General features: G+C 61.8%; 25 protein-coding genes. 6 read left to right on the top strand and 19 right to left on the bottom strand.

Going from position 1 to position 24058, the window contains the following annotated elements; translation table 11 throughout:
* Positions 1–77: 77 nt before the first annotated feature.
* From HNO86_RS01760 to ubiE, 9 genes are all read right to left on the bottom strand, one after another.
* Entirely contained in the window at positions 78–785 is a 708-nt protein-coding gene (locus HNO86_RS01760; RefSeq protein WP_175375316.1) for a 16S rRNA (uracil(1498)-N(3))-methyltransferase, read from the bottom strand.
* Positions 782–1576 carry a twin-arginine translocase subunit TatC gene (tatC, locus tag HNO86_RS01765; RefSeq protein WP_175375317.1) on the bottom strand — a complete coding sequence of 265 codons (795 nt, stop codon included), beginning with the start codon at positions 1574–1576 and terminating at the stop codon, positions 782–784. The genes HNO86_RS01760 and tatC overlap by 4 nt, the downstream gene beginning before the upstream one ends.
* Positions 1573–2019 (bottom strand): Sec-independent protein translocase protein TatB, encoded by a 447-nt coding sequence (gene tatB, locus HNO86_RS01770; protein WP_175375318.1) that lies wholly within the window; start codon positions 2017–2019, stop codon positions 1573–1575. The genes tatC and tatB overlap by 4 nt, the downstream gene beginning before the upstream one ends.
* A 10-nt stretch (positions 2020–2029) precedes the next feature.
* Positions 2030–2308 carry a twin-arginine translocase TatA/TatE family subunit gene (locus HNO86_RS01775; RefSeq protein ID WP_175375319.1) on the bottom strand — a complete coding sequence of 93 codons (279 nt, stop codon included), beginning with the start codon at positions 2306–2308 and terminating at the stop codon, positions 2030–2032.
* Between the two features lie 25 nt (positions 2309–2333).
* The gene (locus HNO86_RS01780) at positions 2334–2666 is read right to left on the bottom strand and encodes a phosphoribosyl-ATP diphosphatase (protein ID WP_175375320.1); all 333 of its coding nucleotides are present in this window, start codon (positions 2664–2666) and stop codon (positions 2334–2336) included.
* Complete coding sequence (gene hisI / locus HNO86_RS01785; RefSeq protein ID WP_175375321.1) at positions 2659–3060, bottom strand: phosphoribosyl-AMP cyclohydrolase; 402 nt, start codon at positions 3058–3060, stop codon at positions 2659–2661. Before hisI ends, HNO86_RS01780 begins: the two co-directional genes overlap by 8 nt.
* Positions 3061–3224: 164 nt before the next feature.
* On the bottom strand, positions 3225–4829 hold the full coding sequence (gene ubiB, locus HNO86_RS01790) for a ubiquinone biosynthesis regulatory protein kinase UbiB (protein WP_175375322.1): 1605 nt from the start codon (positions 4827–4829) through the stop codon (positions 3225–3227).
* On the bottom strand, positions 4826–5449 hold the full coding sequence (locus HNO86_RS01795; RefSeq protein ID WP_175375323.1) for an SCP2 domain-containing protein: 624 nt from the start codon (positions 5447–5449) through the stop codon (positions 4826–4828). The genes ubiB and HNO86_RS01795 overlap by 4 nt, the downstream gene beginning before the upstream one ends.
* Positions 5449–6219, bottom strand: a complete 771-nt coding sequence (gene ubiE, locus HNO86_RS01800) for a bifunctional demethylmenaquinone methyltransferase/2-methoxy-6-polyprenyl-1,4-benzoquinol methylase UbiE (protein WP_007975568.1) — start codon at positions 6217–6219, stop codon at positions 5449–5451. Before ubiE ends, HNO86_RS01795 begins: the two co-directional genes overlap by 1 nt.
* Before the next feature lie 154 nt (positions 6220–6373).
* Between ubiE and HNO86_RS01805 the strand changes: the two genes are divergently transcribed.
* The 3 genes from HNO86_RS01805 (at position 6374) to HNO86_RS01815 (ending at position 8259) form a co-directional block, all read left to right on the top strand.
* Positions 6374–6649: a polyhydroxyalkanoic acid system family protein gene (locus HNO86_RS01805; RefSeq protein WP_175375324.1), complete on the top strand. Its 276-nt coding sequence runs from the start codon at positions 6374–6376 to the stop codon at positions 6647–6649.
* A gap of 235 nt (positions 6650–6884) precedes the next feature.
* Positions 6885–7307 (top strand): phasin family protein, encoded by a 423-nt coding sequence (locus HNO86_RS01810; protein ID WP_175375325.1) that lies wholly within the window; start codon positions 6885–6887, stop codon positions 7305–7307.
* A gap of 10 nt (positions 7308–7317) precedes the next feature.
* A complete protein-coding gene (locus HNO86_RS01815; protein WP_175375326.1) occupies positions 7318–8259 on the top strand; it encodes a phasin family protein in 942 nt (313 codons plus the stop codon).
* Positions 8260–8336: 77 nt separating this feature from the next.
* Here HNO86_RS01815 and HNO86_RS01820 read toward each other — a convergent pair whose 3' ends face one another.
* The 10 genes from HNO86_RS01820 to HNO86_RS01865 form a co-directional block, all read right to left on the bottom strand.
* Entirely contained in the window at positions 8337–8951 is a 615-nt protein-coding gene (locus HNO86_RS01820; RefSeq protein WP_175375327.1) for a TetR/AcrR family transcriptional regulator, read from the bottom strand.
* Between the two features lie 61 nt (positions 8952–9012).
* Positions 9013–10695: a class II poly(R)-hydroxyalkanoic acid synthase gene (gene phaC / locus HNO86_RS01825; RefSeq protein WP_175375328.1), complete on the bottom strand. Its 1683-nt coding sequence runs from the start codon at positions 10693–10695 to the stop codon at positions 9013–9015.
* 113 nt (positions 10696–10808) lie between these two features.
* Positions 10809–11663 (bottom strand): poly(3-hydroxyalkanoate) depolymerase, encoded by an 855-nt coding sequence (phaZ, locus tag HNO86_RS01830; protein WP_175375329.1) that lies wholly within the window; start codon positions 11661–11663, stop codon positions 10809–10811.
* Between the two features lie 149 nt (positions 11664–11812).
* A complete protein-coding gene (gene phaC, locus HNO86_RS01835) occupies positions 11813–13492 on the bottom strand; it encodes a class II poly(R)-hydroxyalkanoic acid synthase (RefSeq protein ID WP_175375330.1) in 1680 nt (559 codons plus the stop codon).
* A gap of 257 nt (positions 13493–13749) precedes the next feature.
* On the bottom strand, positions 13750–14121 hold the full coding sequence (locus HNO86_RS01840) for a gamma-butyrobetaine hydroxylase-like domain-containing protein (RefSeq protein WP_175375331.1): 372 nt from the start codon (positions 14119–14121) through the stop codon (positions 13750–13752).
* 125 nt (positions 14122–14246) lie between these two features.
* Positions 14247–15584: an HslU--HslV peptidase ATPase subunit gene (gene hslU / locus HNO86_RS01845; RefSeq protein WP_175375332.1), complete on the bottom strand. Its 1338-nt coding sequence runs from the start codon at positions 15582–15584 to the stop codon at positions 14247–14249.
* Between the two features lie 52 nt (positions 15585–15636).
* Entirely contained in the window at positions 15637–16176 is a 540-nt protein-coding gene (hslV, locus tag HNO86_RS01850; protein ID WP_175375333.1) for an ATP-dependent protease subunit HslV, read from the bottom strand.
* Positions 16177–16394: 218 nt separating this feature from the next.
* A complete protein-coding gene (locus HNO86_RS01855; protein WP_175375334.1) occupies positions 16395–17105 on the bottom strand; it encodes an SPOR domain-containing protein in 711 nt (236 codons plus the stop codon).
* Between the two features lies 1 nt (position 17106).
* The gene (gene argS / locus HNO86_RS01860; RefSeq protein WP_175375335.1) at positions 17107–18843 is read right to left on the bottom strand and encodes an arginine--tRNA ligase; all 1737 of its coding nucleotides are present in this window, start codon (positions 18841–18843) and stop codon (positions 17107–17109) included.
* A 195-nt stretch (positions 18844–19038) separates the two neighbouring features.
* The gene (locus HNO86_RS01865) at positions 19039–21258 is read right to left on the bottom strand and encodes a primosomal protein N' (protein ID WP_175375336.1); all 2220 of its coding nucleotides are present in this window, start codon (positions 21256–21258) and stop codon (positions 19039–19041) included.
* A 202-nt stretch (positions 21259–21460) separates the two neighbouring features.
* On the opposite strand from HNO86_RS01865, the gene rpmE reads away from it, so the two are divergent.
* The 3 genes from rpmE (at position 21461) to HNO86_RS01880 (ending at position 23954) form a co-directional block, all read left to right on the top strand.
* Positions 21461–21679 (top strand): 50S ribosomal protein L31, encoded by a 219-nt coding sequence (gene rpmE / locus HNO86_RS01870; RefSeq protein ID WP_007975586.1) that lies wholly within the window; start codon positions 21461–21463, stop codon positions 21677–21679.
* Positions 21680–21714: 35 nt separating this feature from the next.
* Positions 21715–22506, top strand: a complete 792-nt coding sequence (locus HNO86_RS01875; RefSeq protein WP_175375337.1) for a thermonuclease family protein — start codon at positions 21715–21717, stop codon at positions 22504–22506.
* A 179-nt stretch (positions 22507–22685) separates the two neighbouring features.
* Positions 22686–23954, top strand: coding sequence for a malic enzyme-like NAD(P)-binding protein (locus HNO86_RS01880; RefSeq protein ID WP_175375338.1), 1269 nt, complete (start codon positions 22686–22688; stop codon positions 23952–23954).
* The last annotated feature ends 104 nt before the right edge of the window (positions 23955–24058 follow it).

Here is a 24058-nt window from a genome sequence, read left to right on the forward strand (position 1 = left end):
AACCGGGTGCGCTGGATTGACGACTGCTGCGCAGCCGGACGCAGGCTGCGCCAGCCGCTACAGGTTGTGCGTTGTTTTTAGAAGAGGCGTGCGAGCAGGGCGGTGACGGCGGTTTCGACGCGCAGGATGCGCTCGCCCAGTTGCACCGGTTGCAGGCCGGATTTGCCCAGCAGGTCGATTTCGTAGGGAATCCAGCCGCCTTCGGGGCCGATGGCCAGGGTCACCGGTTCGCTGAGGGCGCGGGGGCAGGGCGGATAGTTGCCGGGATGGCCGACCAGGCCCAGGGTGCCGTCGCTGATGGCCGGCAGGCGGTCCTCAACGAACGGCTTGAAGCGTTTCTCGATGGTCACTTCGGGCAGCACGCTGTCCCGGGCCTGTTCGAGGCCGAGGATCAACTGCTCGCGAATCGCTTCCGGCTCCAAAAACGGTGTCTGCCAGAAGCTCTTCTCGACGCGGTAGCTGTTGACCAGCACTACGCGCGGCACTCCCATGGCCGCAACGGTCTGAAACACCCTGCGCAGCATTTTGGGGCGTGGCAGGGCCAATACCAGGGTCAATGGCAGCTTGGCCGGCGGCGGCTGGTCGAGGGTGACGCGCAATTGCGCTTCGTTGGCTTCCAGGCGCAGCACTTCGGCTGCGCCCATCAGCCCGCCAATCCGTCCGACGCGCATGCTGTCGCCGACTTCGCAGCGATGGACTTCCTGCATGTGGGTCAGGCGGCGATCACGCAGGATCACCCGGTCGGGCGCAATGAAGTCGGCCTCTTCGAGGAGCAGCAGGTTCACGCTTGGGTCGCTGGCGGCTGGTCGTTGTGGTCGTCAGCCGGCTGATCGTCCGGATGTTCGCCGCGTTTGCTGATCAGCCCGCCAAACAACACGCCGATCTCGAACAGCAGCCACATCGGCACTGCCAGCAGGGTCTGCGAGAAGATGTCCGGCGGCGTCAGGATCATGCCGACCACGAAGCAGCCGATGATCACGTACGGACGGATCTTCTTCAGGTATTTGACGTCGACCACGCCGATCCACACCAGCAGCACCACGGCCACCGGGATCTCGAACGCCACGCCGAAGGCGAAGAACAGCGTCATGACGAAATCGAGGTAGCTGGTGATGTCGGTCATCATTTCCACGCCGGCCGGGGTGGCGGAGGCGAAGAACTTGAAGATCAGCGGGAACACCAGGAAGTAGGCGAAGGCCATGCCCGCATAGAACAGCAGGATGCTGGAGATCAGCAGCGGCACGGCGATGCGTTTTTCATGCTTGTACAGGCCCGGTGCGATGAAGCCCCAGATCTGGTGCAGGATCACCGGAATGGCCAGGAACAGCGAGACCATCATCGTCAGCTTCAGCGGCGTCAGGAACGGCGACGACACGTCGGTGGCAATCATCGTCGCGCCCGCCGGCAGGTACTGGCGCAGCGGCGTGGAGACGAAGGTGTAGATCTGCTGGGTGAAGGCGAACAACCCGGCGAAGATGATGAACACCGCCGCTACGCAGCGCAGCAGACGGGTACGCAGCTCGGTGAGGTGCGAAACCAGCGGCATGTGCTGGTCGTTTTCAGGAAGATCGCTCATGGGGCTCGCGGCGGCAGTGTGGGGTCTTGAGGGGCAGGCGCGACGGGCGCGGCCGCAGGTACCACGGGTTCGACCGGTGTGGTTGCGGCTGGCTCGGCTACAACCGGCGCGGCTACTGCAGGTGCAGGTGCAGCTTCAGCGGCAGGCGCCGTGACTGTCGGCGTGGCCTCTGGCTGAACCGGCGTCGGCTCCTGCGGGGTCGGCGTGAAGATTTTCCGCGCCTCCTGCTCCAGCGACAGAATGTGTTCGTTGTGCAGTTGCCGACGAATTTCGTCGGCACCGATTTCACGTTCAACTTCCTGTTTGATCGCATTGAAGCTGCGCTTCAGGCGCCCGACCCACAGGCCCGCGGTGCGCGCAGCGTGGGGCAGGCGCTCGGGGCCCAGCACCAGCAGGGCGACGAGGCCGACAAGCAGCAGTTCAGAGAAGCTGATACCAAACATTAGTCAGTGCTCACACGTCTTTGCGAATCGGCTCTTCAACCTTCTGCGCCTGCACGTCGATGGTGTGCGGCTGGTTCACGGACTGTGTGGCCTGTGGCTGAACAGGTGGAACCGGTTGGGCCGGGGTCACGGTCGGATCGGCCGGTTTTTCGTCATCGTTCATGGCCTTGCGGAAGCCCTTGATCGATTCGCCGACGTCGGTGCCGAGGTTTTTCAGTTTCTTGGTACCGAACACCAGTACGACCACAACCAGGATGACGATCCAGTGTTTCCAGTCAAAAATACCCATGGTGCTGCTCCTCTCTAATAATTGTTCAGGCGGACGGACGCGAGGCTTTCTCTACGTGTCCGGAGAGACCGAAGCGACGGTCCAGTTCATCGAGTACAGCCTGTGGATGCTGCCCCAATTGGGCGAGCATGACCATGCTGTGGAACCACAAATCGGCGGTTTCGTAGATCACATCGCTGCAGTCGCCGCTGGCGGCGGCATCCTTGGCGGCAATGATGGTCTCGACCGACTCTTCGCCGACTTTTTCCAGAATCTTGTTCAATCCCTTGTGATACAGGCTGGCGACATACGAGCTGTCGGCGGCGGCGCCTTTGCGCTCTTCCAGTACCTGGGCCAGACGGTTCAGCGTGTCACTCATGTTTGTGTCCTGCAGAGTAGATGGCGTGCGGGTCTTTCAGGACCGGGTCGACGGTTTTCCAGTCGCCGTTCTCGAAGACGCGATAGAAGCAGCTTTGACGGCCGGTATGGCAGGCGATGTCGCCGATCTGCTCGACCATCAGGATGATCACGTCGGCGTCGCAGTCCAGGCGCATCTCATGCAGGGTTTGCACGTGGCCGGACTCTTCGCCCTTGCGCCACAGTTTGCCACGCGAGCGCGACCAGTAGATGGCGCGGTTCTCGGCAGCGGTCAGTTCCAGCGCTTCACGGTTCATCCAGGCCATCATCAGGACGCGCCCGGTCTTGTGATCCTGGGCAATCGCTGGCACCAGGCCATCGGCGTCCCACTTGATCTCGTCCAGCCAGTTGGTCATCTTCGGTTCCCGAAGCAGCTGCAAGCTATGAGCTTCAAGCTGCAAGTAAAAGCAGATTCGTTGGTTTTGGCCTGATTCTAACGCTGTAGATATAAGGCCATAACCCAAACGCAAGTATTACGCAGGCCACTTCAAGCTTGCGGCTTGCAGCTAGCAGCTTACTCCTATCGACGCACGACCAGATACAAACCGACGGCCATCATGATTCCCGCGGGCCAATAAGCCAACTGATTCAGTGGCCCGCCAGCGGCGAGGATGGCGCCGCCCGCCAGATGGGCCGTGCCCAGCAGGCGCAGGAGCCAGTCGTCGCGGCGCCGATGCCAGGGAGGCGGCGGGTCGCTGGCGTGGGGCTGGGACAGGCGCTCGAGCAGGTCGCGGGTCATGTTGGCCAGGTGCGGGATCTGTTCGATCTGGCTCTGCACGTTGCCGAACAGCGCCTTGGGGCTGACGCGCTCGCGCATCCAGCGCTCGAGGAAAGGCTGTGCGGTGTTCCACAGATCGAGGTCCGGATACAGCTGACGACCCAGGCCTTCGATGTTCAACAGGGTTTTCTGCAGAAGAACCAGCTGCGGCTGCACTTCCATGTTGAAGCGGCGCGCGGTCTGGAACAGGCGCATCAGCACCTGGCCGAAGGAAATGTCCTTCAACGGCTTTTCGAAGATCGGCTCGCACACGGTACGGATCGCCGCTTCGAATTCGTTGAGCTTGGTTTCCGCCGGCACCCACCCCGAGTCGATGTGCAACTGCGCCACGCGACGGTAGTCACGCTTGAAGAAGGCGAACAGGTTGCGCGCCAGGTAGTCCTGGTCTTCCGGGGTCAGGCTGCCGACGATGCCGCAGTCGATCGCGATGTACTGCGGGCTCCACGGGCTCACGGTGCTGACGAAGATGTTGCCGGGGTGCATGTCGGCGTGGAAGAAACTGTCGCGGAACACCTGGGTGAAAAAGATCTCCACGCCGCGTTCGGCGAGCATTTTCATGTCGGTGCGCTGGTCGGCCAGGGTGGCCAGGTCGGTGACCTGAATCCCGTAGATACGCTCCATCACCAGCACTTTCGGCCGGCACCAGTCCCAGTAGACCTGCGGCACGTAAAGCATCGGCGAGCCTTCGAAGTTGCGCTTCAGCTGGCTGGCGTTGGCCGCTTCGCGCAGCAGATCGAGTTCGTCGTAGATGGTTTTTTCGTAGTCGCTGACCACGTCCACCGGGTGCAGCAGGCGCGCATCGGCCGATACTTTTTCGGCGGCGCGGGCGAGGATGAACAGCCACGCCAGGTCCTGGGCGATCACCGGCTTCAGACCCGGGCGGATCACCTTGACCACCACTTCTTCACCGGTTTTCAGTTGCGCGGAGTGGACCTGCGCCACCGAGGCGGAGGCCAGGGGTTCGACGTCGAAACGGCTGAACACTTCGCTGATCTTCTTGCCCAGCTGGTCTTCGATCAGCTTGACCGACAGCTTGGAGTCGAACGGTGGCACGCGATCCTGCAGCAGCATCAGCTCGTCGGCGATGTCTTCGGGCAGCAGGTCGCGGCGGGTGGACAGGATCTGCCCGAACTTGATGAAGATCGGCCCCAGGTCCTGCAACGCCAGGCGCAGGCGCGCGCCACGGCTCAGGTCCAGGGTCTTGCGCGGGAACCAGCGCCACGGCAAGGCGTAGCGCAGCACCAGCAGGAACCAGGGCAGAGGCAGGTCGAACAGCAGGTCATCGAGGCGGTAGCGGATCACGACGCGCTGGATGCGCAACAGACGGCGGACGGCAAGCAGCTTCATGCGTTATCGCTTGGGTCGAGGGATCGGGAAAGGCGCTCGAAACGCGCCTCGAGTCGTTCCAGATCGAGTTTGATCCGGTCCAGTTCGCTGAATCGGGCTTCGGCTTCGCGCTGGCCGACGAGGCTGCGCGATTCTTCGGCCAGGTATTCGGCGAGGTTCTGGTTGAGGCTGGCAAATCCTTGTTGATACCAGCGCGCGCGACTGCGCAGGTGACCGCCCACCAGTTGCGTGGCAACCGGGCCGAGCCAGCGCGAGAGTTCGTACTCCCAGTCCAGCTCCAGGTCCTGAAGGATCCCCGCCAGTTCCAGCAGCACGCCGCTGTCGCCGTCGAGTTCGACTTCAGGGGCATGCAGCACCGCGGTCTTGTCCTTGCTCATCGCCAGTTTCAACAGGCTCGAAGCCGGTGCACGCAAGGTGCAGTCGGCGCCGGTTTCCCACTGGGAAGCGAGCATCAGGCCTTCGTCGCTCGGCAGGATGAACAGTTGCAATGCCGGGCTTCGGCAATCGACGGCAATCACCTTGCCGCTCAAGTGCGCAAGCCGCGGCAGCGCCGTGCTGTCGAGACGCAGCACCCGGTTCAGTCCGAGTTCAACGCTGGCGAGCAGTCCGGCGAGCAGCATCAGGGCTTGATGCCGCGATGCAGGGCAACGATGCCTGCGGTCATGTTGTGATAGGTCACGCGGTCGAAACCGGCCTCGACCATCATTGACTTCAGGGTTTCCTGGTTCGGGTGCATGCGGATCGATTCGGCCAGGTAGCGATAGCTTTCCGAGTCGTTGGTGATCAGCTTGCCCATCAGCGGCATGAAGGCGAACGAGTAGGCGTCGTAAGCCTTGGACATCAGCGCGTTGGTCGGTTTGGAGAACTCCAGCACCAGCAGGCGGCCGCCAGGCTTGAGCACGCGCAGCATGGAGCGCAGGGCGTCTTCCTTGTGCGTCACATTGCGCAGACCGAAAGCGATGGTCACGCAGTCGAAATGGTTGTCCGGGAACGGCAGTTTTTCCGCGTCGGCCTGGACGAATTCGACGTTGCCGGCCACACCCAGGTCCAGCAGGCGGTCACGGCCGACCTTGAGCATGGATTCGTTGATGTCGGCCAGCACCACTTGGCCGGTAGGGCCGACCAGATGCGAGAATTTGCGGGTCAGGTCGCCCGTGCCACCGGCGATGTCGAGCACGCGGTTGCCGGCGCGTACGCCCGACAGTTCGATCGCGAAACGCTTCCACAGGCGGTGCATGCCGCCCGACAGGAGGTCGTTCATCAAGTCGTACTTGGCAGCTACCGAGTGGAAAACTTCAGCGACTTTTTCCGCTTTCTGGCTTTCCGGAACGTTTTTGAAGCCGAAGTGAGTGGTGGGTTCGGCATCGCTGCCTTTGCGCTGATCAGTCATATCGCTGTCACCAAGAGAGAATGCGCGACATTCTAATCCCCAAGGGATGCTTTGTCTTGGAATGGCTAAAGGTAAGATGGGCAACCCTGGGGACGATTTGCCGCAGTGGCGGTCAAGATTTACCGACAAGCATTCATAAAACAGGAGTCATCCAATGGCCCACATCAGTGTTGAGCGCGCCCACAGCCTGGGCAAGGAAGCGGCGCGCGAGAAAGCCGACAAGCTGGCGGCGAAACTCCGCGACCAATATGGCCTGGAGCCGCAATGGTCCGGGGATACCCTGAACCTCAAACGCTCCGGCGTGAAAGGTGCGGTGCATGTGGCCGACGATTCGATCCGCGTCGATGTGGAACTGGGCCTGATGATGTCGGCCATGAGCGGCATGATCAAAGCGGAAATCGAAAAGGCGCTGGACAAGGCGTTGGCCTGATCCGACCCCCTTCTCCTGTAGGAGCGAAGCTTGCTCGCGAAAGTGGTCTTCCTGACTGCAAGGATGCTGTGAATGTTCCGGCCTCTTCGCGGGCAAGCCTCGCTCCTGCATCCATCTCGGGGCACGCAAATGTTGCGGTTGTTAGGGTGCCCTTTCTAATTTTTCTCCCTACTTTGTGCCAGAGCCCGACACTTTCGCGGGCAGTTCCTCAAACCTTCTGCGCGTGAGGTGGATCATGGCCAAAGTAATTTTGAAGAAAAAAATCGACGCTTCGACATCGGCTCTGAGCGACGTCAAATCCTATGCCCGCAAGATCTGGCTGGCAGGTCTTGGGGCTTACGCCAAGGTTGGCCAGGAAGGCGCCGACTACTTTCAGGAGCTGGTGAAGGCAGGTCAAGCTGTTGAAACCAAAGGCAAAAAGGCAGTGGCTGAAAAGCTCGAAGCCGCGAACTCCGAGATCGCTGAAGCGAAGAACGAAGTGAGCTCTTTCAAGGGCCGTGTCGAAGTTCAACTCGACAAGGTCGAGAAAGCGTTCGACTCGCGTGTTGCAAGCGCCTTGAATCGTATCGGCATTCCGTCTAAACATGACGTTGAGACACTCTCTGTCAAGCTCGATGAGTTGACGGCATTGCTCGAACGCGTCGCGCGTAAATCTTAAGGAGAACGGGATGGCTGTTAAAAAGAACACCGAAAAAGAAGGCAGCTCGTGGATCGGGAAAGTAGAAGACTACTCCCGAAAAATCTGGCTGGCTGGTTTAGGCGTGTACTCGAAGATCGACACTGACGGCAGCAAAATCTTCGATGCATTGGTTAAAGACGGCGAGAAAGCCGAGAAGGCAATCGGCAAGAAAGTCGACACAGCCAAGGACAGCGCCAAGGACTCCGCTTCTTCGGCCAAGTCGCGCATCAGCGGTGTGAAAGACAAGGCGCTGGGCAAGTGGGATGAGCTGGAAGGGGCTTTCGACAAGCGCCTGAACAGCGCCATTTCGCGCCTGGGCGTGCCGAGCCGCAATGAGGTTAAGGCACTGCACACCAAGGTCGAGAAACTGACCGCGCAAATCGAAAAACTGACCGGTGCCAAGGTTGCGCCTGTTGCGGCGAAAACCGCTGCGGCCAAACCTGCTGCCGCTGCCAAGCCGGCCGCCAAAACTGCTGCCAAGCCACTGGCTAAACCTGCTGCTAAACCCGCAGCGAAAGCCGCGGCCAAGCCTGCTGCCAAAACCGCTGCTGCAAAACCTGCCGCGGCCAAACCAGCGGCCAAGCCGGTCGCTGCCAAAGCGGCCGCCAAGCCAGCTGCCAAACCGGCCGCCAAACCTGCTGCGGCGAAAACCGCAGCGGCCAAGCCCGCCGCCAAGCCAGCAGCAGCGAAACCTGCTGCCGCCAAGCCAGCAGCCAAACCTGCGGCTGCGAAAAAGCCAGCAGTGAAAAAGCCGGCCGCTCCGAAAGCTGCCGCCGCCAAACCAGCCGTGGCCGCCGCCAAACCGGCAACCCCGGCGGCCTCGGCCGCACCGGCTGCACCGGTCAGCGCATCGAACTCCGCAACCGCGCCGACCCCTGCCGTCACCCCGACTGCCGCGCCAGCTCCATCGACGCCAACCAGTCAGTCCTGATTCCTCAGGGCTCAAAAAAACGCCCGGCCTGCCAAGGTCGGGCGTTTTTGTTTGTGCATTGCAGGAGCGGGTACGCATCAGCCGTCGAGGTATTGCAGTGCCAGCTGTTCGGTCGCCACCTTGACCGGCGGCAACAGATGCGGCGCCACCAGCATCATGATCTGGTAAACCACCAGCCTCACCTCACCCTCGCGGTCGAGAATCCGCTGATAGTCCAGCGAGAACAGCAGGGTCATGGTGATCTGTTCCACCAGTTGGCCCAGCGCCTGGGTGTCGCTGACCAATTGCCCCTGGGCCTTCAACTGCGCCAGCAGCGAAGCCAGGGTGCGCTTGAGGGCGTTGAGCAGGTTGCGAATGCCCTTGGCCAGTTTCGGCAGGCGCCCGGCCAGGTTCGACAGGTCCTGGAACAGGAAGCGGTAGTGGGACAGGCGCTCGACGATCAGGTGCAGGAACAGCCAATAGTCATCGGGGCCCAGTTCGATGTCGGCCGGTGGGTCGAGCAGTGGTGTCAGCTCGGCCTGGAAACGCTCGAACAACGCGAGAATCAACGGTTCCTTGCCGTGGAAGTGGTAGTAGAGGTTGCCCGGGCTGATGCCCATTTCGTTGGCAACTTCCATGGTGGAGACATTCGGTTCGCCCTTCTCGTTGAACAACTGCAGGGCACATTCGAGGATGCGGTCGCGGGTTTTCATCCAGTCTTCTTAATGTTCGGGTCCATGCCACGGCCGACATCGGCCGTGGGTCGCTTGAACGTCAGCGCACGCGCACGTAGGTGCCGGGTGCGGCTTCCATCGGTGGATAGTTCTGGTTGCCCAGGGCCATGACAGTTTCCTTCTGTGTCCCCGAGCGCTCCTGAATCCAGCTCAGCCATTGCGTCCACCAGCTGCCCTCGACCGGTTTCGCATCGTAGTACCAGGCCCGCGGGTCGCTGCTCAGTTTGCTGCCCTCGACGTAGTTGGCTTTCGGGTTGCCCGGCGGGTTGAGGATGCTTTGCACGTGGCCGCTGTTGGACAGCACGAAACGGCGCTCGCCCCCCAGCAGCAGGGTCGAGCGATACACCGCATCCCACGGCGTGATGTGGTCGTTGATCCCGGCAACGCTGAAGCTGTCGACCGTGACTTTCTGCAGATCGATCGGCGTGCCGCACACTTCCAGACCGCCCGGATGGCCCAGCGGGTTGTGCTTGAAGAAGTCCAGCAGGTCGCCATGCAGGGCTGCCGGCAGGCGCGTGGTGTCGTTGTTCCAGTAGAGGATGTCGAACGCCGGCGGCTCCTTGCCCAGCAGGTAATTGTTGACGAAGTAGCTCCAGATCAGATCGTTGGGGCGCATCCAGGCGAAGACTTTGGCCATGTCCCGGCCGTCGAGCACGCCTTTTTGATAGGAGCGGCGCTTGGCGGCTTCCAGGGTCTGTTCGTCGGCGAACAGGGTCGCCGGCGTGTCCAGCTGGCTGTCGAGCAGGCTCACCAGATAGGTGGCGCTCGATACCCGGCGCATCTGCCGCTTGGCCTGCAGGTGCCCTTGCAGCGCGGCAATGGTCAACCCGCCGGCGCAGGCGCCCATCAGGTTGACCTCCCGGGCGCCGGTGATCGCCCGGCAGACATTCATGGCTTCTTCCACCGCTTCAACGTAGCTCGACAGGCCCCATTCGCGATGGCGCACATCCGGGTTGCGCCAGCTGATCATGAAGGTTTGCAGGCCGTTCTTGAGCGCGTACTGGACGAAGCTGTTGTGGGGGCTCAGGTCGAAAATGTAGAACTTGTTGATCTGCGGCGGCACCACCAGCAGCGGCTTGGAATACTGCTTTTCGCTCATCGGCTTGTACTGGATCAGCTCCAGCAGCTCGTTGCGAAACACCACGGCGCCCTGGGTGGTGGCCACCGTCTTGCCGACTTCGAACGCCTGCTTGGTGGTCTGTCGGGGCAGGCCGTCGTTGTGCAGCAGGTCGTCCACCAGATGGCCGATTCCGCGCACCAGGCTGTTGCCGCCGGAATTGAAGATTTCCTTGAGCGCCAGCGGATTGAGGAGACTGTTGGAGGGCGACATGGCGTCGTTGAGCAGGGAGAAGACGAACTGGGCCCGGGCGCGATCGTCCGGGCTCATGTTGCTCTCGTCGATCCAGCTGCGGACTTGCTTCTGCCAGGCCAGATAGGCCTGCAGGCTGCGACGATAGAAAGGGTTGAGGCTCCAGGCCGGATCGGCGAAGCGGCTGTCATGGGGGTTGGTCGGATGCAGGGTTTCACCCAGCAGCACACGCCCCAGTTGGCCACCCAGTTTCAAGACGTGGCGAGCGCTGTGCACCGGTTGGCGCAAGCCATGGGCGGCGACGCTGCGCAGCGTTGAAAACAGATCACGGCCGCGCAGGCCGGTGATCGCACTCTGTGCGTTGATGAACGCGGCGGGAGAGGGCGCCAGGTCCCTCGCTGGTTTGTCACGCATCAGTCAACACTCCTTCGTCTTCAGGCCAAATCAAATACACCGAACCAGATCACCATAGACGCTGTATCGGGTTGTTGCGCGTCCCGGCGTCCTGCCGGTCGATGACTAGTCGGTCAGCCGCCCAAAGGCGCCGGACGCGGGTGCATCACCGCACGCTGCCGCTCCTCCTGGAGAAACTTCATGATGATCGGCGCCACGGCTTCGGCCCGGGTGATCAGGAACAGGTGGCCGTCGTCGATGATGTGCAGTTGGGCGTTGGGAATACGCCAGGCCAGCAGGCGCATGTTGACCAGCGGGATCAGCGGATCGTCGTCGCCGGCCAGCACCAGGGTCGGTTGCTTGATCTTGTGCAGCCAGTGGATGCTGGTCCAGCCAAGGCCGGCGAACAGTTGCCAGTAGTAGCCCAACTTGCCTGCCGAGCGCACCTTGGCGGCGTGGTTCGCGGCCAGGGTCGGGTCGCGACGGAACGCGCCGCCGTAGATCATCGGGGCGATGCGGATCACGTGGGAAGGCTGGATGTAGCGGCGTGGGCTGGCCATCATCCACAGCACCTTCGGCTTGCCCGGCACCATCACTGCACCGGCCGCCGTCGCGGCCAACACGAGTTTCTTGCAGCGTTCCGGGTAGTCGTAGGCGAATTGCTGGGCCAGCGCGCCGCCCCAGGAAACCCCGATCGCATTGACCTGTCCGTAATCGAGGTAGTCGAGCATGCGCGCGGTGAGTTTCGCCAGGCCCGCAAACCGGTACGGACGATTGGGCGTGGACGAGCCGCCGACCCCGGGCACGTCGAAAGCGATGACTTCCAGGTCCGGGTCCAGCGCCGCGACGAACGGGAACACCAGCTCAAGGTTGGCGCCGATGCCGTTGAAAATCAGCAAGGGCGTCAAATGAGGCTTGCCGGGTCGAACCGCCGTGCGGAGGGTCTGGCCATCCAGTTCGACGGTACGGAATATGAACGGTTGCGGCATTCTCTGGCCCTGTGGATCTCTTGAGTTCTTCCTCGATCCCCTGTGGAAGCAGCTTTCTCGCGAATGCGTCGGGTCAGTCACCACCCATTTCGAATGATGAATCGCTTTCGCGAGCAAGCCCGCTCCCACATTGGGGCGAGGCGTGTCAGTTACCGCTCATGCACATAAGTACCCGGCGCAGCTTCGCCTGCCGGATAAGCCTTGTTGCCCAACTTCAAGGGGGACTTCTTCATTTCACCGGAGCGCTCGGCCAGCCAGGCGTGCCAGTGCAGCCACCAGGAGTCCGTGTGCTTGGTGGAATTCTCCTGCCATTCTTCGGCGGTGTCCGATGCTTCGTTGTTGGTCATGTAGCGCGACTTCGGGTTGCCCGGCGGGTTCAGGATGCTCTGGATATGCCCGCTGCTGGACAGCACGAACTCGACGTTGCCGCCAAACAGGTGCGCCGACTTGTAGCAGGACTTCCACGGGGTGATGTGGTCCGTGGTGCCGGCCAGGGAGAAGATATCGGCCTTCACTTGCTTGAGGTCGATCGGCGTGCCGCACACTTCCAGTGCGTTCGGACGGATCAGCGGGTTGTTTTTGAACAGCTCGATCAGGTCGCCGTGGAACGCCGCGGGCAGGCGCGTGGTGTCGTTATTCCAGAACAGGATGTCGAACACCGGCGGCTCGTTGCCCAGCAGGTAGTTGTTGACCCAGTAGTTCCAGATCAGATCGTTGGGGCGCATCCAGGCGAAGACTTTCGCCATGTCGCGGCCTTCCAGCACGCCCGCCTGATAGGAGTGGCGCTTGGCGGCCTCCAGGGTCTGCTCGTTGACGAACAGGGAGACGTCGGTGTCCAGGGTGGTGTCGAGCACGCTCACCAGCAGGGTGAGGGCGTTGACCTTGTTCTCGCCGATCGCGGCGTAGTGGCCCAGCAGCGCGGTGCAGGTGATGCCGCCAGAGCAGGCGCCGAGCATGTTCACGTCTTTGCTGCCGGTGATCGCGGTGACCACATCGACCGCTTCCTTGAGCGCCTCGATGTAGGTCGACAGGCCCCACTCGCGCTGCTCCTTGGTCGGGTTGCGCCAGCTGACGATAAACGTCTGCACGTTGCTGCGCAGGCAGAAGCGCGCCAGGCTTTTTTCCGGGCTGAGGTCGAACACGTAGAACTTGTTGATCTGCGGTGGCACCACCAGCAGCGGACGCTCGTGGACCTGCTCGGTGCTCGGCTTGTACTGGATCAGCTCCAGCACGTCGTTGCGAAACACCACCGCGCCTTCGCTGACGCCCAGGGTCTTGCCGACCTCGAACGCCCCCATGTTGACCTGGCTGGGCATGCCGTTGTTGTGCACCAGATCCTTGGCCAGATGGGAAAGGCCATCGAGCAGGCTCTTGCCGCCGGTTTCGAAGAAGCGCTTGACCGCCGCGGGGTTGGCCGCGCTGTTGGTCGGGGCCATGGCTTCGGTCATCAGGTTGATCACGAAGTGCCCACGGCTGACGTCGTTGGGCGGCAGGTTACTGTCGTCGATCCAGTCGTGAAGCTCCTTGCGCCACGCCAGATAGGTTTGCATGTAACGTTTGTAGAGCGGGTTCTGGCTCCAGGCCGGATCGACGAAGCGACGGTCATCGCTTGCCGGTTGCAGCCCGGATTTGCCGAGCAGTACGTTTTTGAGTTCCAGACCGAAATGCGCCACATGTTTTGCGCTGTGAATCGGTTGTTTGATGGCCTGTCTGAGCACCATTCGAGCAGAAGCCAGTAGATCCTTTCCACGCAGCCCAACGACAGGATTCAGACCCAGGGTGTTTTCCGAGGCCTGATACTTCAAGTCATCGTTATTCTCTTTACTCATCTACGACGCTCCATTGTCCCGAGACGAGTACCGGGTCCTGCTGTGTAGTCCACACAGCGAATGCCAGGTACTACTACTCGGGTGACCGTTGATACTGCACCGCTGCTTTGATCGCAGAGAGCACTGCAGGGAACTTGCCAGTTCCATTGGTTACCCGAGTTTAATTTTTTTCGCAAGCAGGCCCATTGCTTGCTTTGGAGCGGAGCATTCAAACAGATGAAATTAGAAAATGCCTTCTAATGAACAAGAGGCTTGGGCTAGAGCATCAGCTTGACGACAGACTCGTTCGGGTCGCGGGATTTTCCGGCAGCTTTGAGCTCGGCCAGGTAATCCTCCCAGAGTGCGTCATAACGTCGCCCCAGCTCATAGAGGTATTCCCAGGTGAACAGGCCGCTGTCGTGGCCGTCGTCGAAGGTCAGTTTCAGTGCGTACTGACCGGCCGGTTCCAGCTTGCTCAGGCCGACGTTGATCTTGCCGAATTGCAGGATGGGTTTGCCGTGGCCCTGGACCTCGGCGGAGGGAGAGTGCACCCGCAAGAACTCGGCGGGCAGGGTGTATTCCTCGCCGGACGCGTATTTGAGCGTCAGGGTTTTCGAGGCTTTGTGCAGTTTGATGTCGGTGGGGATCATGAGGAAAGCTCTTAGCTGCAAGCTACAAGCGGCAAGCTTAACTCAGCTCGCCGCTTGTAGCTTGTAGCTTGTAGCTTGAAGCTTGAAGCTTGAAGCTTGAAGCTTGAAGCTTGAAGCTTGAAGCTCTACAGAATATAGCGCGACAGGTCTTCGTTCTGCGCCAATTCACCCAGGTGATTGTTGACGTAGTCGGCGTCGATCTGGATTGCCTTGTCGTCATGGGCGCTGGCCAGGTCGCCGGCGCTGAAGGACACCTCTTCGAGCAGGCGCTCGAGCAGGGTGTGCAGGCGACGGGCACCGATGTTCTCGGTCTTCTCGTTGACCTGCCAGGCGATCTCGGCGATGCGCTTGATGCCGTCGGGCTGGAACTCGATGGACAGGCCTTCGGTTTTCAGCAGCGCGCAGTATTGCTCGGTGAGCGACGCGTGCGGCTCGCTGAGAATGCGCTCGAAGTCCTGCGGCGACAGGGCCTTGAGTTCGACACGAATCGGCAGACGGCCTTGCAGCTCGGGCACCAGGTCGCTCGGCTTGCTCAGGTGGAACGCACCGGAGGCAATGAACAGGATGTGGTCGGTCTTGACCATGCCCAGTTTGGTGTTGACGGTGCAGCCTTCGATCAGCGGCAGCAGGTCGCGCTGTACGCCTTCACGGGACACGTCGGCGCCGCCGACATTGCCGCGCTTGGCCACCTTGTCGATTTCGTCGATGAACACGATGCCGTGCTGCTCGACCGCTTCCAGGGCCTTGGCCTTCAACTCTTCGTCGTTGACCAGGCGGCTGGCTTCTTCGTCGCGAACCAGCTTCAGCGCTTCCTTGACCTTGAGCTTGCGGCTCTTGCGCTTGCCCTTGCCCATGTTGGCGAACAGGTTCTGCAGCTGGTTGGTCATCTCTTCCATGCCCGGCGGCGCGGAAATATCGACGCCGGCCATCTCGGCGACTTCGATTTCGATTTCCTTGTCATCCAGCTGACCCTCGCGCAGGCGCTTGCGGAACAGCTGGCGGGTGTTGGAATCGGAGGTCGGGGCGTCGTCGTTGCTGAAGCCCATGCGCGCCGGTGGCAGCAGCGCGTCGAGGATGCGCTCTTCGGCGGCGTCTTCGGCGCGGTGGCGAACCTTGGTGATTTCCTGTTCGCGCAGCAGCTTGATCGCCGCGTCGGCCAGGTCACGGATGATCGACTCGACGTCGCGACCGACGTAACCGACTTCGGTGAACTTGGTAGCTTCGACCTTGATGAACGGCGCGTTGGCCAGCTTGGCCAGGCGACGGGCGATCTCGGTTTTACCGACACCGGTCGGGCCGATCATCAGGATGTTCTTCGGAGTGACTTCTACGCGCAGCTCTTCGGGCAGCTGCATCCGGCGCCAGCGGTTGCGCAGGGCAATGGCGACGGCGCGCTTGGCATCGTCCTGGCCGATGATATGGCGATTGAGTTCGTGGACGATTTCACGGGGAGTCATGGACATAATATTTGACGGACCTTAATCAAGTGAGTCGTGGCGTACGGCCGAAACAGACTTACTCGTCGCCTTTGGCGCAGTCCTGCTCCTCAATGGTCTGAGTGTGGTTGGTGAATACGCAGATGTCGCCGGCGATGCCGAGAGCGGTCTCGACGATTTCCCGGGCGCAAAGATCGGTTTTCTTCAGCAGCGCGCTGGCGGCTGCCTGGGCGTAGGCGCCACCGGAACCCATGGCGATCAGGCCGTTTTCCGGCTCGACCACGTCACCGTTGCCGGTGATGATCAGGGAAGCGTCCTTGTTGGCGACGGCGAGCATGGCTTCCAGGCGGCTCAGGGAGCGGTCGGTACGCCATTCTTTGGCGAGCTCGACGGCGGCGCGAACCAGATGGCCCTGGTGTTTTTCCAGCTGGCCTTCGAAGCGTTCGAAAAGGGTAAAGGCGTCAGCGGTGGCGCCGGCAAAACCGGCAAGGACTTCACCGTGGTACAGGCGACGGACTTTCTTGGCGTTGCCTTTCATCACGGTATTGCCGAGAGAAACCTGGCCGTCGCCGCCCATGACGACTTTGCCTTGGCGGCGAACTGAAACGATGGTGGTCAAGGGAAGAGTCTCCACGCAGCTGGGCGAAAGTGCCTTATGCCAACCCATATGGGGGTGGTGGAAAAGATTTCAACTGCGGGGCGGGAGAGGGGACGAGCGGTGTGAATGTCTGTAGGAGCTGCCGAAGGCTGCGATCTTTTGATTTTGCTTTGAAGATCAAAAGATCGCAGCCTTCGGCAGCTCCTGCAGGGGCTTTGTGTTGCCTGTTGGATCGGGGATCAGCGGCTCTGGCGTTGTTGTAACAGCAAGTTGCTAAAGCCTGCACCCGCCAGTTGCTTCTGCGCCGTGGTCAGCTGCTCACGATTGCTGAACGGCCCGACCAAGACCCGATACCAGGTCTCGTCCTTGACCGTGCCGGACTCCACCGCCACCGCCTGACCGAGCAGGATGATCTGCGCGCGGACCTTGTCGGCGTCGGTTTCCTTGCGGAACGAGCCGGCCTGCAGGAAGAACTTGGTCACGGGAGCGGCCTTGGCGACAGGCGGTGCTGGCGGCGGGGTGATGCCAGCCAGGGCAGCCTGGGCGCGGGCGGTGTCGATCTTCGCCGCTTCGGCCGGGGTCACAGGCGTGGTCGGAACGGCCGGTACCTGTGGCGTCGGCAAGGTTTTTTCCGGCACCGCATCCGGCGGCACGATCACCTCCGATTCCGGCAGCAGCGTGTAGAAGTCGTACTTCGGCTTCACCGGTTGCGCCGGGCTCGGCGGGGTCTTGTTGGCCTCGGCGATCTTGGTGGCTTTCTGTTGCTGCTCGACCTTCTCGCGCTTGACCGTGTCGCTGCCCTTGCCTGGCTCCAGTTTCATCAGGAAAACGATGAAGGCACCGACCGTCAGGCCGATGGCCATCCACAACCAGCCCGGAATCGGTTGCTTCGCTGGAGCTTGGTAACGGCTGGCGCCACGTTTGGGTGCGGGTTTTTTCTTGGCAGCCAACTTACATACGCTCCAGAGTTTCCAGGCCCAGCAGCTCCAGGCCTTGCTTGAGAGTACGGCCGGTCAGCGCGGCGAGGCGCAGGCGGCTCTGCATTTGTTCCGGGGTCTGGGCAGCGAGGATCGGGCAGTTCTCGTAGAAGCTGGAGAACAGGCCGGCGACGTCATACAGGTAAGTGCAGAGAATATGCGGCGTGCCTTTCTCGGACACGTTGTTCAGCACTTCGCCGAATTGCGCCAGTTTCGCCGCCAGTTCCAGTTCGTGCGGCGCTTCGAGAACGATCTGGCCGTCGACTTCGCTGAAATCCTTGCCCAGCTTGCGGAACACGCCGGCCACACGGGTGTAGGCGTACAGCAGGTACGGCGCGGTGTTGCCTTCGAAGTTCAGCATCAGGTCGAAGTTGAAGCTGTAGTCGCTGGTACGGTGCTTGGACAGGTCGGCGTATTTCACCGCGCCGATGCCTACCACCTTGGCGATGTTGCGCAGGTCGGCTTCGGCCAGCTCCGGGTTTTTCTCTTTGACCAGGGTGTAAGCGCGTTCCTGGGCTTCGGTCAGCAGGTCGATCAGCTTCACGGTGCCGCCGTCACGGGTCTTGAACGGACGGCCATCGGCGCCGTTCATGGTGCCGAAGCCCATGTGTTCCATTTCCATCGGATGCGTCACGAAGCCGGCCTTGCGGGCCACGGCGAACACTTGCTGGAAGTGCAGGGCCTGGCGCTGGTCGACGAAGTACAGGGCGCGATCGGCCTTGAGCTTGCCGCTGCGGTAGCGCACGGCGGCGAGGTCGGTGGTGGCGTAGAGATAGCCGCCGTCGGCCTTGACGATGATCACCGGCAGCGGGTCGCCGTCGGCGTTCTTGAACTCGTCAAGGAACACGCACTGCGCGCCGTTACTTTCCACCAGCATGCCGGCGGCCTTGAGGTCGTTGACCACGTTGATCAGGTCGTCGTTGTAGGCACTTTCGCCCATCACGTCGGCCATGGTCAGTTTGACGTTCAGCAGTTCGTAGATTTTCTGGCAGTGGGACAGCGAGATGTCCTTGAACTTGGTCCACAGCGCCAGGCAATCGGCGTCGCCGGCCTGCAGCTTGACCACCAGGCCACGGGCGCGGTCGGCGAACTCTTCGGATTCGTCGAAGCGCTGCTTGGCGGCGCGGTAGAAGTTCTCCAGGTCCGACAGCTCGTCGCTGGTGATCGGGTTTTCCTGCAGATAGGCCATCAGCATGCCGAACTGGGTGCCCCAGTCGCCGACGTGGTTCTGGCGGATCACTTCGTCGCCGAGGAATTCGAGTACGCGGGCCACGCCGTCGCCGATGATGGTCGAGCGCAGGTGACCGACGTGCATCTCCTTGGCCAGGTTCGGCGCGGACAGGTCGACCACGGTGCGTTGCGCCGGGCCGGCCTTGCGCACGCCGACATTGGCGTCGGCCAAGGCGGCGTCCAGGCGCGAAGCCAGGGCCTGGGTGTTCTGGAAGAAATTGAGGAAGCCTGGGCCGGCGATCTCGGCCTTGGAGACGTTTTCGTCTGCCGGCAGGGCGGCGATGATCTTTTCCGCCAGGTCGCGCGGCTTCATGCCGGCCGGTTTGGCCAGCATCATGGCGATGTTGCTGGCGAAGTCGCCGTTCTTCTTGTCGCGCGAGTTTTCCACCTGGATCGCCGGCGACAGCCCTTCAGGCAACACACCTTCGTTGACGAGTTGGGTGATGGCTTGTTGGATCAGCTGGCGAATGGTGTCTTTCATGGTCTTCTCTTTCGACCGCAGGCGCGGCGGCGCATCGTGCGCTGGTGGAAAAACTGGGCATTATCCGTTGCGAAGGCAGGCTTGCCAACCTTAGCAGGCAGGTTGTGGATGTGTGGTGAAAAAAGCAGCTTGCGGCAGTCCTGCAGGGAGCGCGGATACCTGTAGGAGCTGCCGAAGGCTGCGATCTTTTGATCTTCAATACAAATCTACGGGATCGACATCCAGCGACCAGCGCACCGCCCGCCCGCTCGGCATCTGCTCCAGCACCAGCAACCAATTGGCCAGCAACCGGTGCAACGGCGCCCGGGCCGTGGCCTGCAACAGCAACTGCGCGCGGAACCGCCCGGCCCGACGCTCCATCGGCGCCGGCACCGGCCCCAAAAGCTCGATGCCGCTCAGATTCTGCTCAACCAGCAATCGCTCGGCCTCGCTGCACGCCTCATCGAGAAAGCCTTCGGCCTGACCCGGCTTGTGCGCTTCGGCCCGCAACAAGGCCAAATGCGCAAACGGCGGTAGCCCCGCTGCGCGGCGCTCGCTCAAGGCCTGCTCGGCAAAGGCGAAGTAACCCTGCTCGGTCAATTGCACCAGCAGGGGATGGTCGGCCAGGTGAGTCTGGATGATCACCCGGCCCGGCTCCTCCGCCCGGCCGGCACGCCCGGCGACCTGGACGATAAGTTGCGCCATGCGCTCGCTGGCGCGGAAGTCGCCGGAAAACAGGCCGCCGTCGGCATCGAGAATCGACACCAGGGTGACCCGCGGAAAATGGTGCCCTTTGGCGAGCATCTGCGTGCCCACCAGAATGCACGGCTGACCTTTCTGGATGGTGGCGAACAGCTGGTTCATCGCGTCCTTGCGCGATGTGCTGTCGCGATCGACCCGCAACACCGGGTAATCGGGAAAGAGGATCGCCAGGCGTTCCTCGGCCCGTTCGGTGCCAGCGCCCACCGGACGCAAATCGACCTTGTTGCACTTCGGGCACTGGCGCGGCACGCGTTCGACATAGCCGCAGTGGTGGCAGCGCAGCTCGCCATAACGCTGGTGCACCGTCATGCGCGCATCGCAGCGTTGGCATTCGGACATCCAGCCGCAGTCGTGGCACAGCAGGGTGGGGGCGAAGCCTCGGCGGTTGAGGAACACCAGCACTTGCTGGCCCGCCGCCAGGGTCTGGCCGATGGCTTGTTGCATCGGCCCGCAAATGCCGCTGTCCAGCGGACGGCTTTTCACATCCAGGCGCAGGAAGCGCGGCTGTTTGGCGCCGCCGGCACGTTCGTTCAGCCTGAGCAGGCCGTAACGGCCGGTGTAGGCGTTGTGCAGGCTTTCCAGTGAAGGCGTGGCCGAGCCCAGGACGATCGGAATGTTTTCCTGCCGGGCACGCACCAGCGCCAGATCTCGGGCGTGATAGCGCAAGCCTTCCTGCTGTTTATAAGAGCCGTCGTGCTCTTCGTCGATAATGATCAGCCCGGGATTGTTCATCGGCGTGAACAGCGCCGAACGGGTGCCGATAATGATGTCGGCCTCGCCGTCCCGGGCCGCGAGCCAGGCGTCGAGTCGTTCACGATCGTTGACCGCCGAGTGAAGCAGCGCAATGCGCGCATTGAAACGTTGCTCGAAGCGCGCCAGGGTCTGCGGGCCGAGATTGATCTCGGGGATCAGCACCAGCGCCTGCTTGCCGGCCTCGAGGGTCTGGCGGATCAGCTGCAAATAGACTTCGGTCTTGCCGCTGCCGGTGACGCCGGCCAGCAGGAATGCGTGATAACTGTCGAACCCGGCGCGAATCGCTTCGCAGGCGGCGCTCTGTTCGGCGTTGAGCGGCAGCTCCGGCTGAGCCAGCCAGTGGTCGTGGCGGGCGCCGGGCGCGTGGCGACGGACTTCGACCTGCACCAGATCCTTGGCCAGCAGCAGATCGAGGCTGTCCTTGCTCAGCATCAGCTTGCTCAGCAGTTGATGGGCGACGCCATGGGGATGTTGGGCCAATGTGGCCAGGGCCTGGCGCTGACGCGGGGCGCGGGCGATGCGCGGATCATCGAGGCTGGCGCCGGGGGCAACGGACCAGAAGCGCTCCTGTCGCGCTTCGGCCGGCTCGCCCTGACGCAGCAACACCGGCAACGCCCAGCTCAGGGTGTCGCCGAGGCTGTGCTGATAATACTGGGCAGTCCACAGGCACAGCTTGAACAGCGCGGGCGGCAGCGGTGGCGTGGCATCGAGCAGCGCGATGGCGCGCTTGAGCTTTTGCGCCGGGACTTCGCTGGTCTCGGCCACCTCCACCAGAATCCCGATCATCTCGCGCCGACCGAACGGCACCCGCAGGCGCATGCCGGGATGCAACCGGGCACGCAAGACCCCGGCCGGTGCGCGATAGTCGAACAGGCGGCGCAGTGGCGAGGGCAGGGCAAGGCGCAGAATGGCGTCGGGCACGCGGGGGATTCTCGATCAGCAGACAATTAAGAGAGGAGCTGGACGTGACTTTGTGGGAGCACTTTGGGCCGGGAGCCTAGCAGACGGTCGGTAGAAGCGACAGCTTGCGTGATCGGCATTGTCTGGTAGAATCCGCGACCTGATTACGTGCGGTATTCAACAATAGTGTTGGGTGGCGGCACGCTAGACTGAGGAAAACACCATGAAAGCTGATATCCATCCAGAATACCCAGCAGTTGCTGTTACCTGCAGCTGCGGCAACAAGTTCGAAACTCGTTCGACCTTCGGCAAAGCCCTGGCGATCGACGTTTGCAACGAATGCCACCCGTTCTACACCGGTAAGCAGAAGACTCTGGACACCGGTGGCCGCGTTCAGAAGTTCGCCGACCGTTTCGGTGCTTTCGGCGCGAAAAAGGCCTAAGGCCAATCAACTTGGGAAGCCGCTACGGTTTTTCCATGCTGATGAAGAAGGCGTCCCTTGCGGGCGCCTTTTTTGTGTCCGCGATTTGGCTCTCCGCTGCCCAGGCCTTCTGCCCGGCACCGAGCGGCCTGACATCGGTCGAGGTGCAGCGCGTCGTCGATGGCGACACCCTGCGCCTTCAGGACGGTCGCAGCGTACGCATGATCGGCCTGAACACGCCTGAACTGGGCAAGAAAGGCCGCTCCGACGAGCCGTTCGCCATGGCTGCGCGCAAACGTCTCGAAGCCCTGGTGGCGGCAAGCGACGGACGGGTCGGTCTGTTGCCCGGCAAGGAAAGCAAAGACCACTACGGCCGGACCCTGGCCCATGCCTACGGTGCCGATGGCGCCAATCTCGAAGCGCAAATGCTCGCCGAAGGCCTCGGTTTTCTCGTGGCCGTCCCGCCGAACGTCGATTTGGTCGCCTGTCAGCAAGCCGCCGAGCGCAGTGCGCGTCAGGCCGGGCTTGGCGTGTGGCGCCAGTCACCTGTACTGAAAGCGGATCAGATCGACCGCGCCGGTTTTGCCGTGCTCAGCGGGCGTGTGAGCAAGGTTCAGCGCAATCGTGGCGGGATTTGGCTCGAATTGCAGGGCTCGGTTGTGTTGCGCGTTGCACCCAATGTGCTCAACCGCTTCGATGCGAACGCGCTGCAAAAACTCGAAGGCAGGCAAATCGAGGCGCGGGGCTGGGTTCTGGATCGTTCGCGCCGTGGCGGACTCAAGGAAGGTCAGGCACGGTGGATGTTGCCGCTGACTGATCCGGCGATGTTTGAAGTGACGCAGCGATAAAAAATTGTAGACATTTTTTCCGTCGATTGTGAACAGTCTATCCCTTGTGTTTCGCGGCTCTTGGCCAAAAGTAGTAGGACAGGGCGGTTGACAGGGGTGACCGGTCAGTCTTGTGGGGATTTTGCGAGGCGCGTATCCTCGCTGACCAGTCTGTCCAACAGTAAAAGCGGAATGCCCATATGTCTGATTTGAAAACTGCCGCTCTCGAGTATCACGCCAATCCTCGTCCAGGAAAGCTGAGCGTCGAGCTCACCAAGCCTACCGCTACCGCCCGCGACCTGTCGCTGGCCTACAGCCCCGGCGTAGCCGAACCAGTGCGCGAAATCGGTCGCGACCCTGAGCTGGCTTACAAGTACACCGGCAAGGGCAACCTGGTTGCAGTCATTTCCGATGGCACCGCGATTCTCGGCCTGGGTAACCTCGGCCCATTGGCTTCCAAGCCAGTGATGGAAGGCAAGGGCGTGCTGTTCAAGCGCTTCGCCGGCATCGACGTTTTCGACATCGAAGTCGACTCCGAAAGCCCGCAAGCCTTCATCGACACCGTCAAGCGCATCTCCATCACCTTCGGTGGCATCAACCTGGAAGACATCAAGGCGCCAGAGTGCTTTGAGATCGAACGCGCTCTGATCGAGCAGTGCGACATTCCGGTATTCCACGATGACCAGCACGGCACCGCGATCGTAACCGCCGCCGGCATGATCAACGCTCTGGAAATCGCTGGCAAAACCCTGCCTGAAGCCAAGATCGTCTGCCTGGGTGCCGGTGCTGCCGCCATCTCCTGCATGAAGTTGCTGGTGAGCATGGGCGCCAACATCGAAAACATCTACATGATCGACCGTACCGGCGTGATCCACTCCGGCCGTGACGATCTGAACCAGTACAAGGCTGTCTTCGCTCACGCGACCGACAAGCGCACCCTGGCCGATGCCCTGCAAGGCGCTGACGTGTTCGTGGGTCTGTCCGGCCCGAACCTGCTGAGCCCTGAAGGCCTGAACTCCATGGCGGCCAACCCGATCGTGTTCGCGTGCTCGAACCCTGATCCGGAAATCTCCCCGGAGCTGGCGCACGCTACCCGTAGCGACGTGATCATGGCCACCGGCCGTTCGGACTACCCGAACCAGGTCAACAACGTACTGGGCTTCCCGTTCATCTTCCGTGGTGCCCTGGACGTTCGCGCCAAGCGCATCAACGAAGAAATGAAAGTGGCTGCTGCTAACGCCCTGCGCGAACTGGCCAAGCTGCCGGTACCTCAGGAAGTGTGCGACGCCTACGGCGGCATCAAGCTGGAATTCGGTCGTGAGTACATCATTCCGAAACCAATGGACGCCCGCCTGATCACCGTGATCTCCGACGCCGTGGCCAAGGCCGCGATCGAGACCGGTGTAGCGACCCTGCCTTATCCGAAGCACTACCCGCTGAAAAGCGTGGATGACGTGTTCAACGGTTAAGAGCAGCCGCCCATAAAAAACCCAGCCATGTGCTGGGTTTTTTTATGGGCCGCAAGCCGCAAGCCGCAAGCCGCAAGCCGCAAGCCGCAAGCCGCAAGCCGCAA

This window comes from Pseudomonas sp. C1C7 (assembly GCF_013359595.1).
Lineage (GTDB): Bacteria > Pseudomonadota > Gammaproteobacteria > Pseudomonadales > Pseudomonadaceae > Aquipseudomonas.

What these genes read in the sequence shown, in the direction of transcription:
- tatC (WP_175375317.1), bottom strand. Translation starts at nt 1,576, where the DNA reads ATGAGCGATCTTCCTGAAAACGACCAGCACATGCCGCTGGTTTCGCAC.
- tatB (WP_175375318.1), bottom strand. Translation starts at nt 2,019, where the DNA reads ATGTTTGGTATCAGCTTCTCTGAACTGCTGCTTGTCGGCCTCGTCGCC.
- HNO86_RS01775 (WP_175375319.1), bottom strand. Translation starts at nt 2,308, where the DNA reads ATGGGTATTTTTGACTGGAAACACTGGATCGTCATCCTGGTTGTGGTC.
- HNO86_RS01780 (WP_175375320.1), bottom strand. Translation starts at nt 2,666, where the DNA reads ATGAGTGACACGCTGAACCGTCTGGCCCAGGTACTGGAAGAGCGCAAA.
- hisI (WP_175375321.1), bottom strand. Translation starts at nt 3,060, where the DNA reads ATGACCAACTGGCTGGACGAGATCAAGTGGGACGCCGATGGCCTGGTG.
- ubiB (WP_175375322.1), bottom strand. Translation starts at nt 4,829, where the DNA reads ATGAAGCTGCTTGCCGTCCGCCGTCTGTTGCGCATCCAGCGCGTCGTG.
- HNO86_RS01795 (WP_175375323.1), bottom strand. Translation starts at nt 5,449, where the DNA reads ATGCTGCTCGCCGGACTGCTCGCCAGCGTTGAACTCGGACTGAACCGG.
- ubiE (WP_007975568.1), bottom strand. Translation starts at nt 6,219, where the DNA reads ATGACTGATCAGCGCAAAGGCAGCGATGCCGAACCCACCACTCACTTC.
- HNO86_RS01805 (WP_175375324.1), top strand. Translation starts at nt 6,374, where the DNA reads ATGGCCCACATCAGTGTTGAGCGCGCCCACAGCCTGGGCAAGGAAGCG.
- HNO86_RS01810 (WP_175375325.1), top strand. Translation starts at nt 6,885, where the DNA reads ATGGCCAAAGTAATTTTGAAGAAAAAAATCGACGCTTCGACATCGGCT.
- HNO86_RS01815 (WP_175375326.1), top strand. Translation starts at nt 7,318, where the DNA reads ATGGCTGTTAAAAAGAACACCGAAAAAGAAGGCAGCTCGTGGATCGGG.
- HNO86_RS01820 (WP_175375327.1), bottom strand. Translation starts at nt 8,951, where the DNA reads ATGAAAACCCGCGACCGCATCCTCGAATGTGCCCTGCAGTTGTTCAAC.
- phaC (WP_175375328.1), bottom strand. Translation starts at nt 10,695, where the DNA reads ATGCGTGACAAACCAGCGAGGGACCTGGCGCCCTCTCCCGCCGCGTTC.
- phaZ (WP_175375329.1), bottom strand. Translation starts at nt 11,663, where the DNA reads ATGCCGCAACCGTTCATATTCCGTACCGTCGAACTGGATGGCCAGACC.
- phaC (WP_175375330.1), bottom strand. Translation starts at nt 13,492, where the DNA reads ATGAGTAAAGAGAATAACGATGACTTGAAGTATCAGGCCTCGGAAAAC.
- HNO86_RS01840 (WP_175375331.1), bottom strand. Translation starts at nt 14,121, where the DNA reads ATGATCCCCACCGACATCAAACTGCACAAAGCCTCGAAAACCCTGACG.
- hslU (WP_175375332.1), bottom strand. Translation starts at nt 15,584, where the DNA reads ATGTCCATGACTCCCCGTGAAATCGTCCACGAACTCAATCGCCATATC.
- argS (WP_175375335.1), bottom strand. Translation starts at nt 18,843, where the DNA reads ATGAAAGACACCATTCGCCAGCTGATCCAACAAGCCATCACCCAACTC.
- rpmE (WP_007975586.1), top strand. Translation starts at nt 21,461, where the DNA reads ATGAAAGCTGATATCCATCCAGAATACCCAGCAGTTGCTGTTACCTGC.
- HNO86_RS01875 (WP_175375337.1), top strand. Translation starts at nt 21,715, where the DNA reads ATGCTGATGAAGAAGGCGTCCCTTGCGGGCGCCTTTTTTGTGTCCGCG.
- HNO86_RS01880 (WP_175375338.1), top strand. Translation starts at nt 22,686, where the DNA reads ATGTCTGATTTGAAAACTGCCGCTCTCGAGTATCACGCCAATCCTCGT.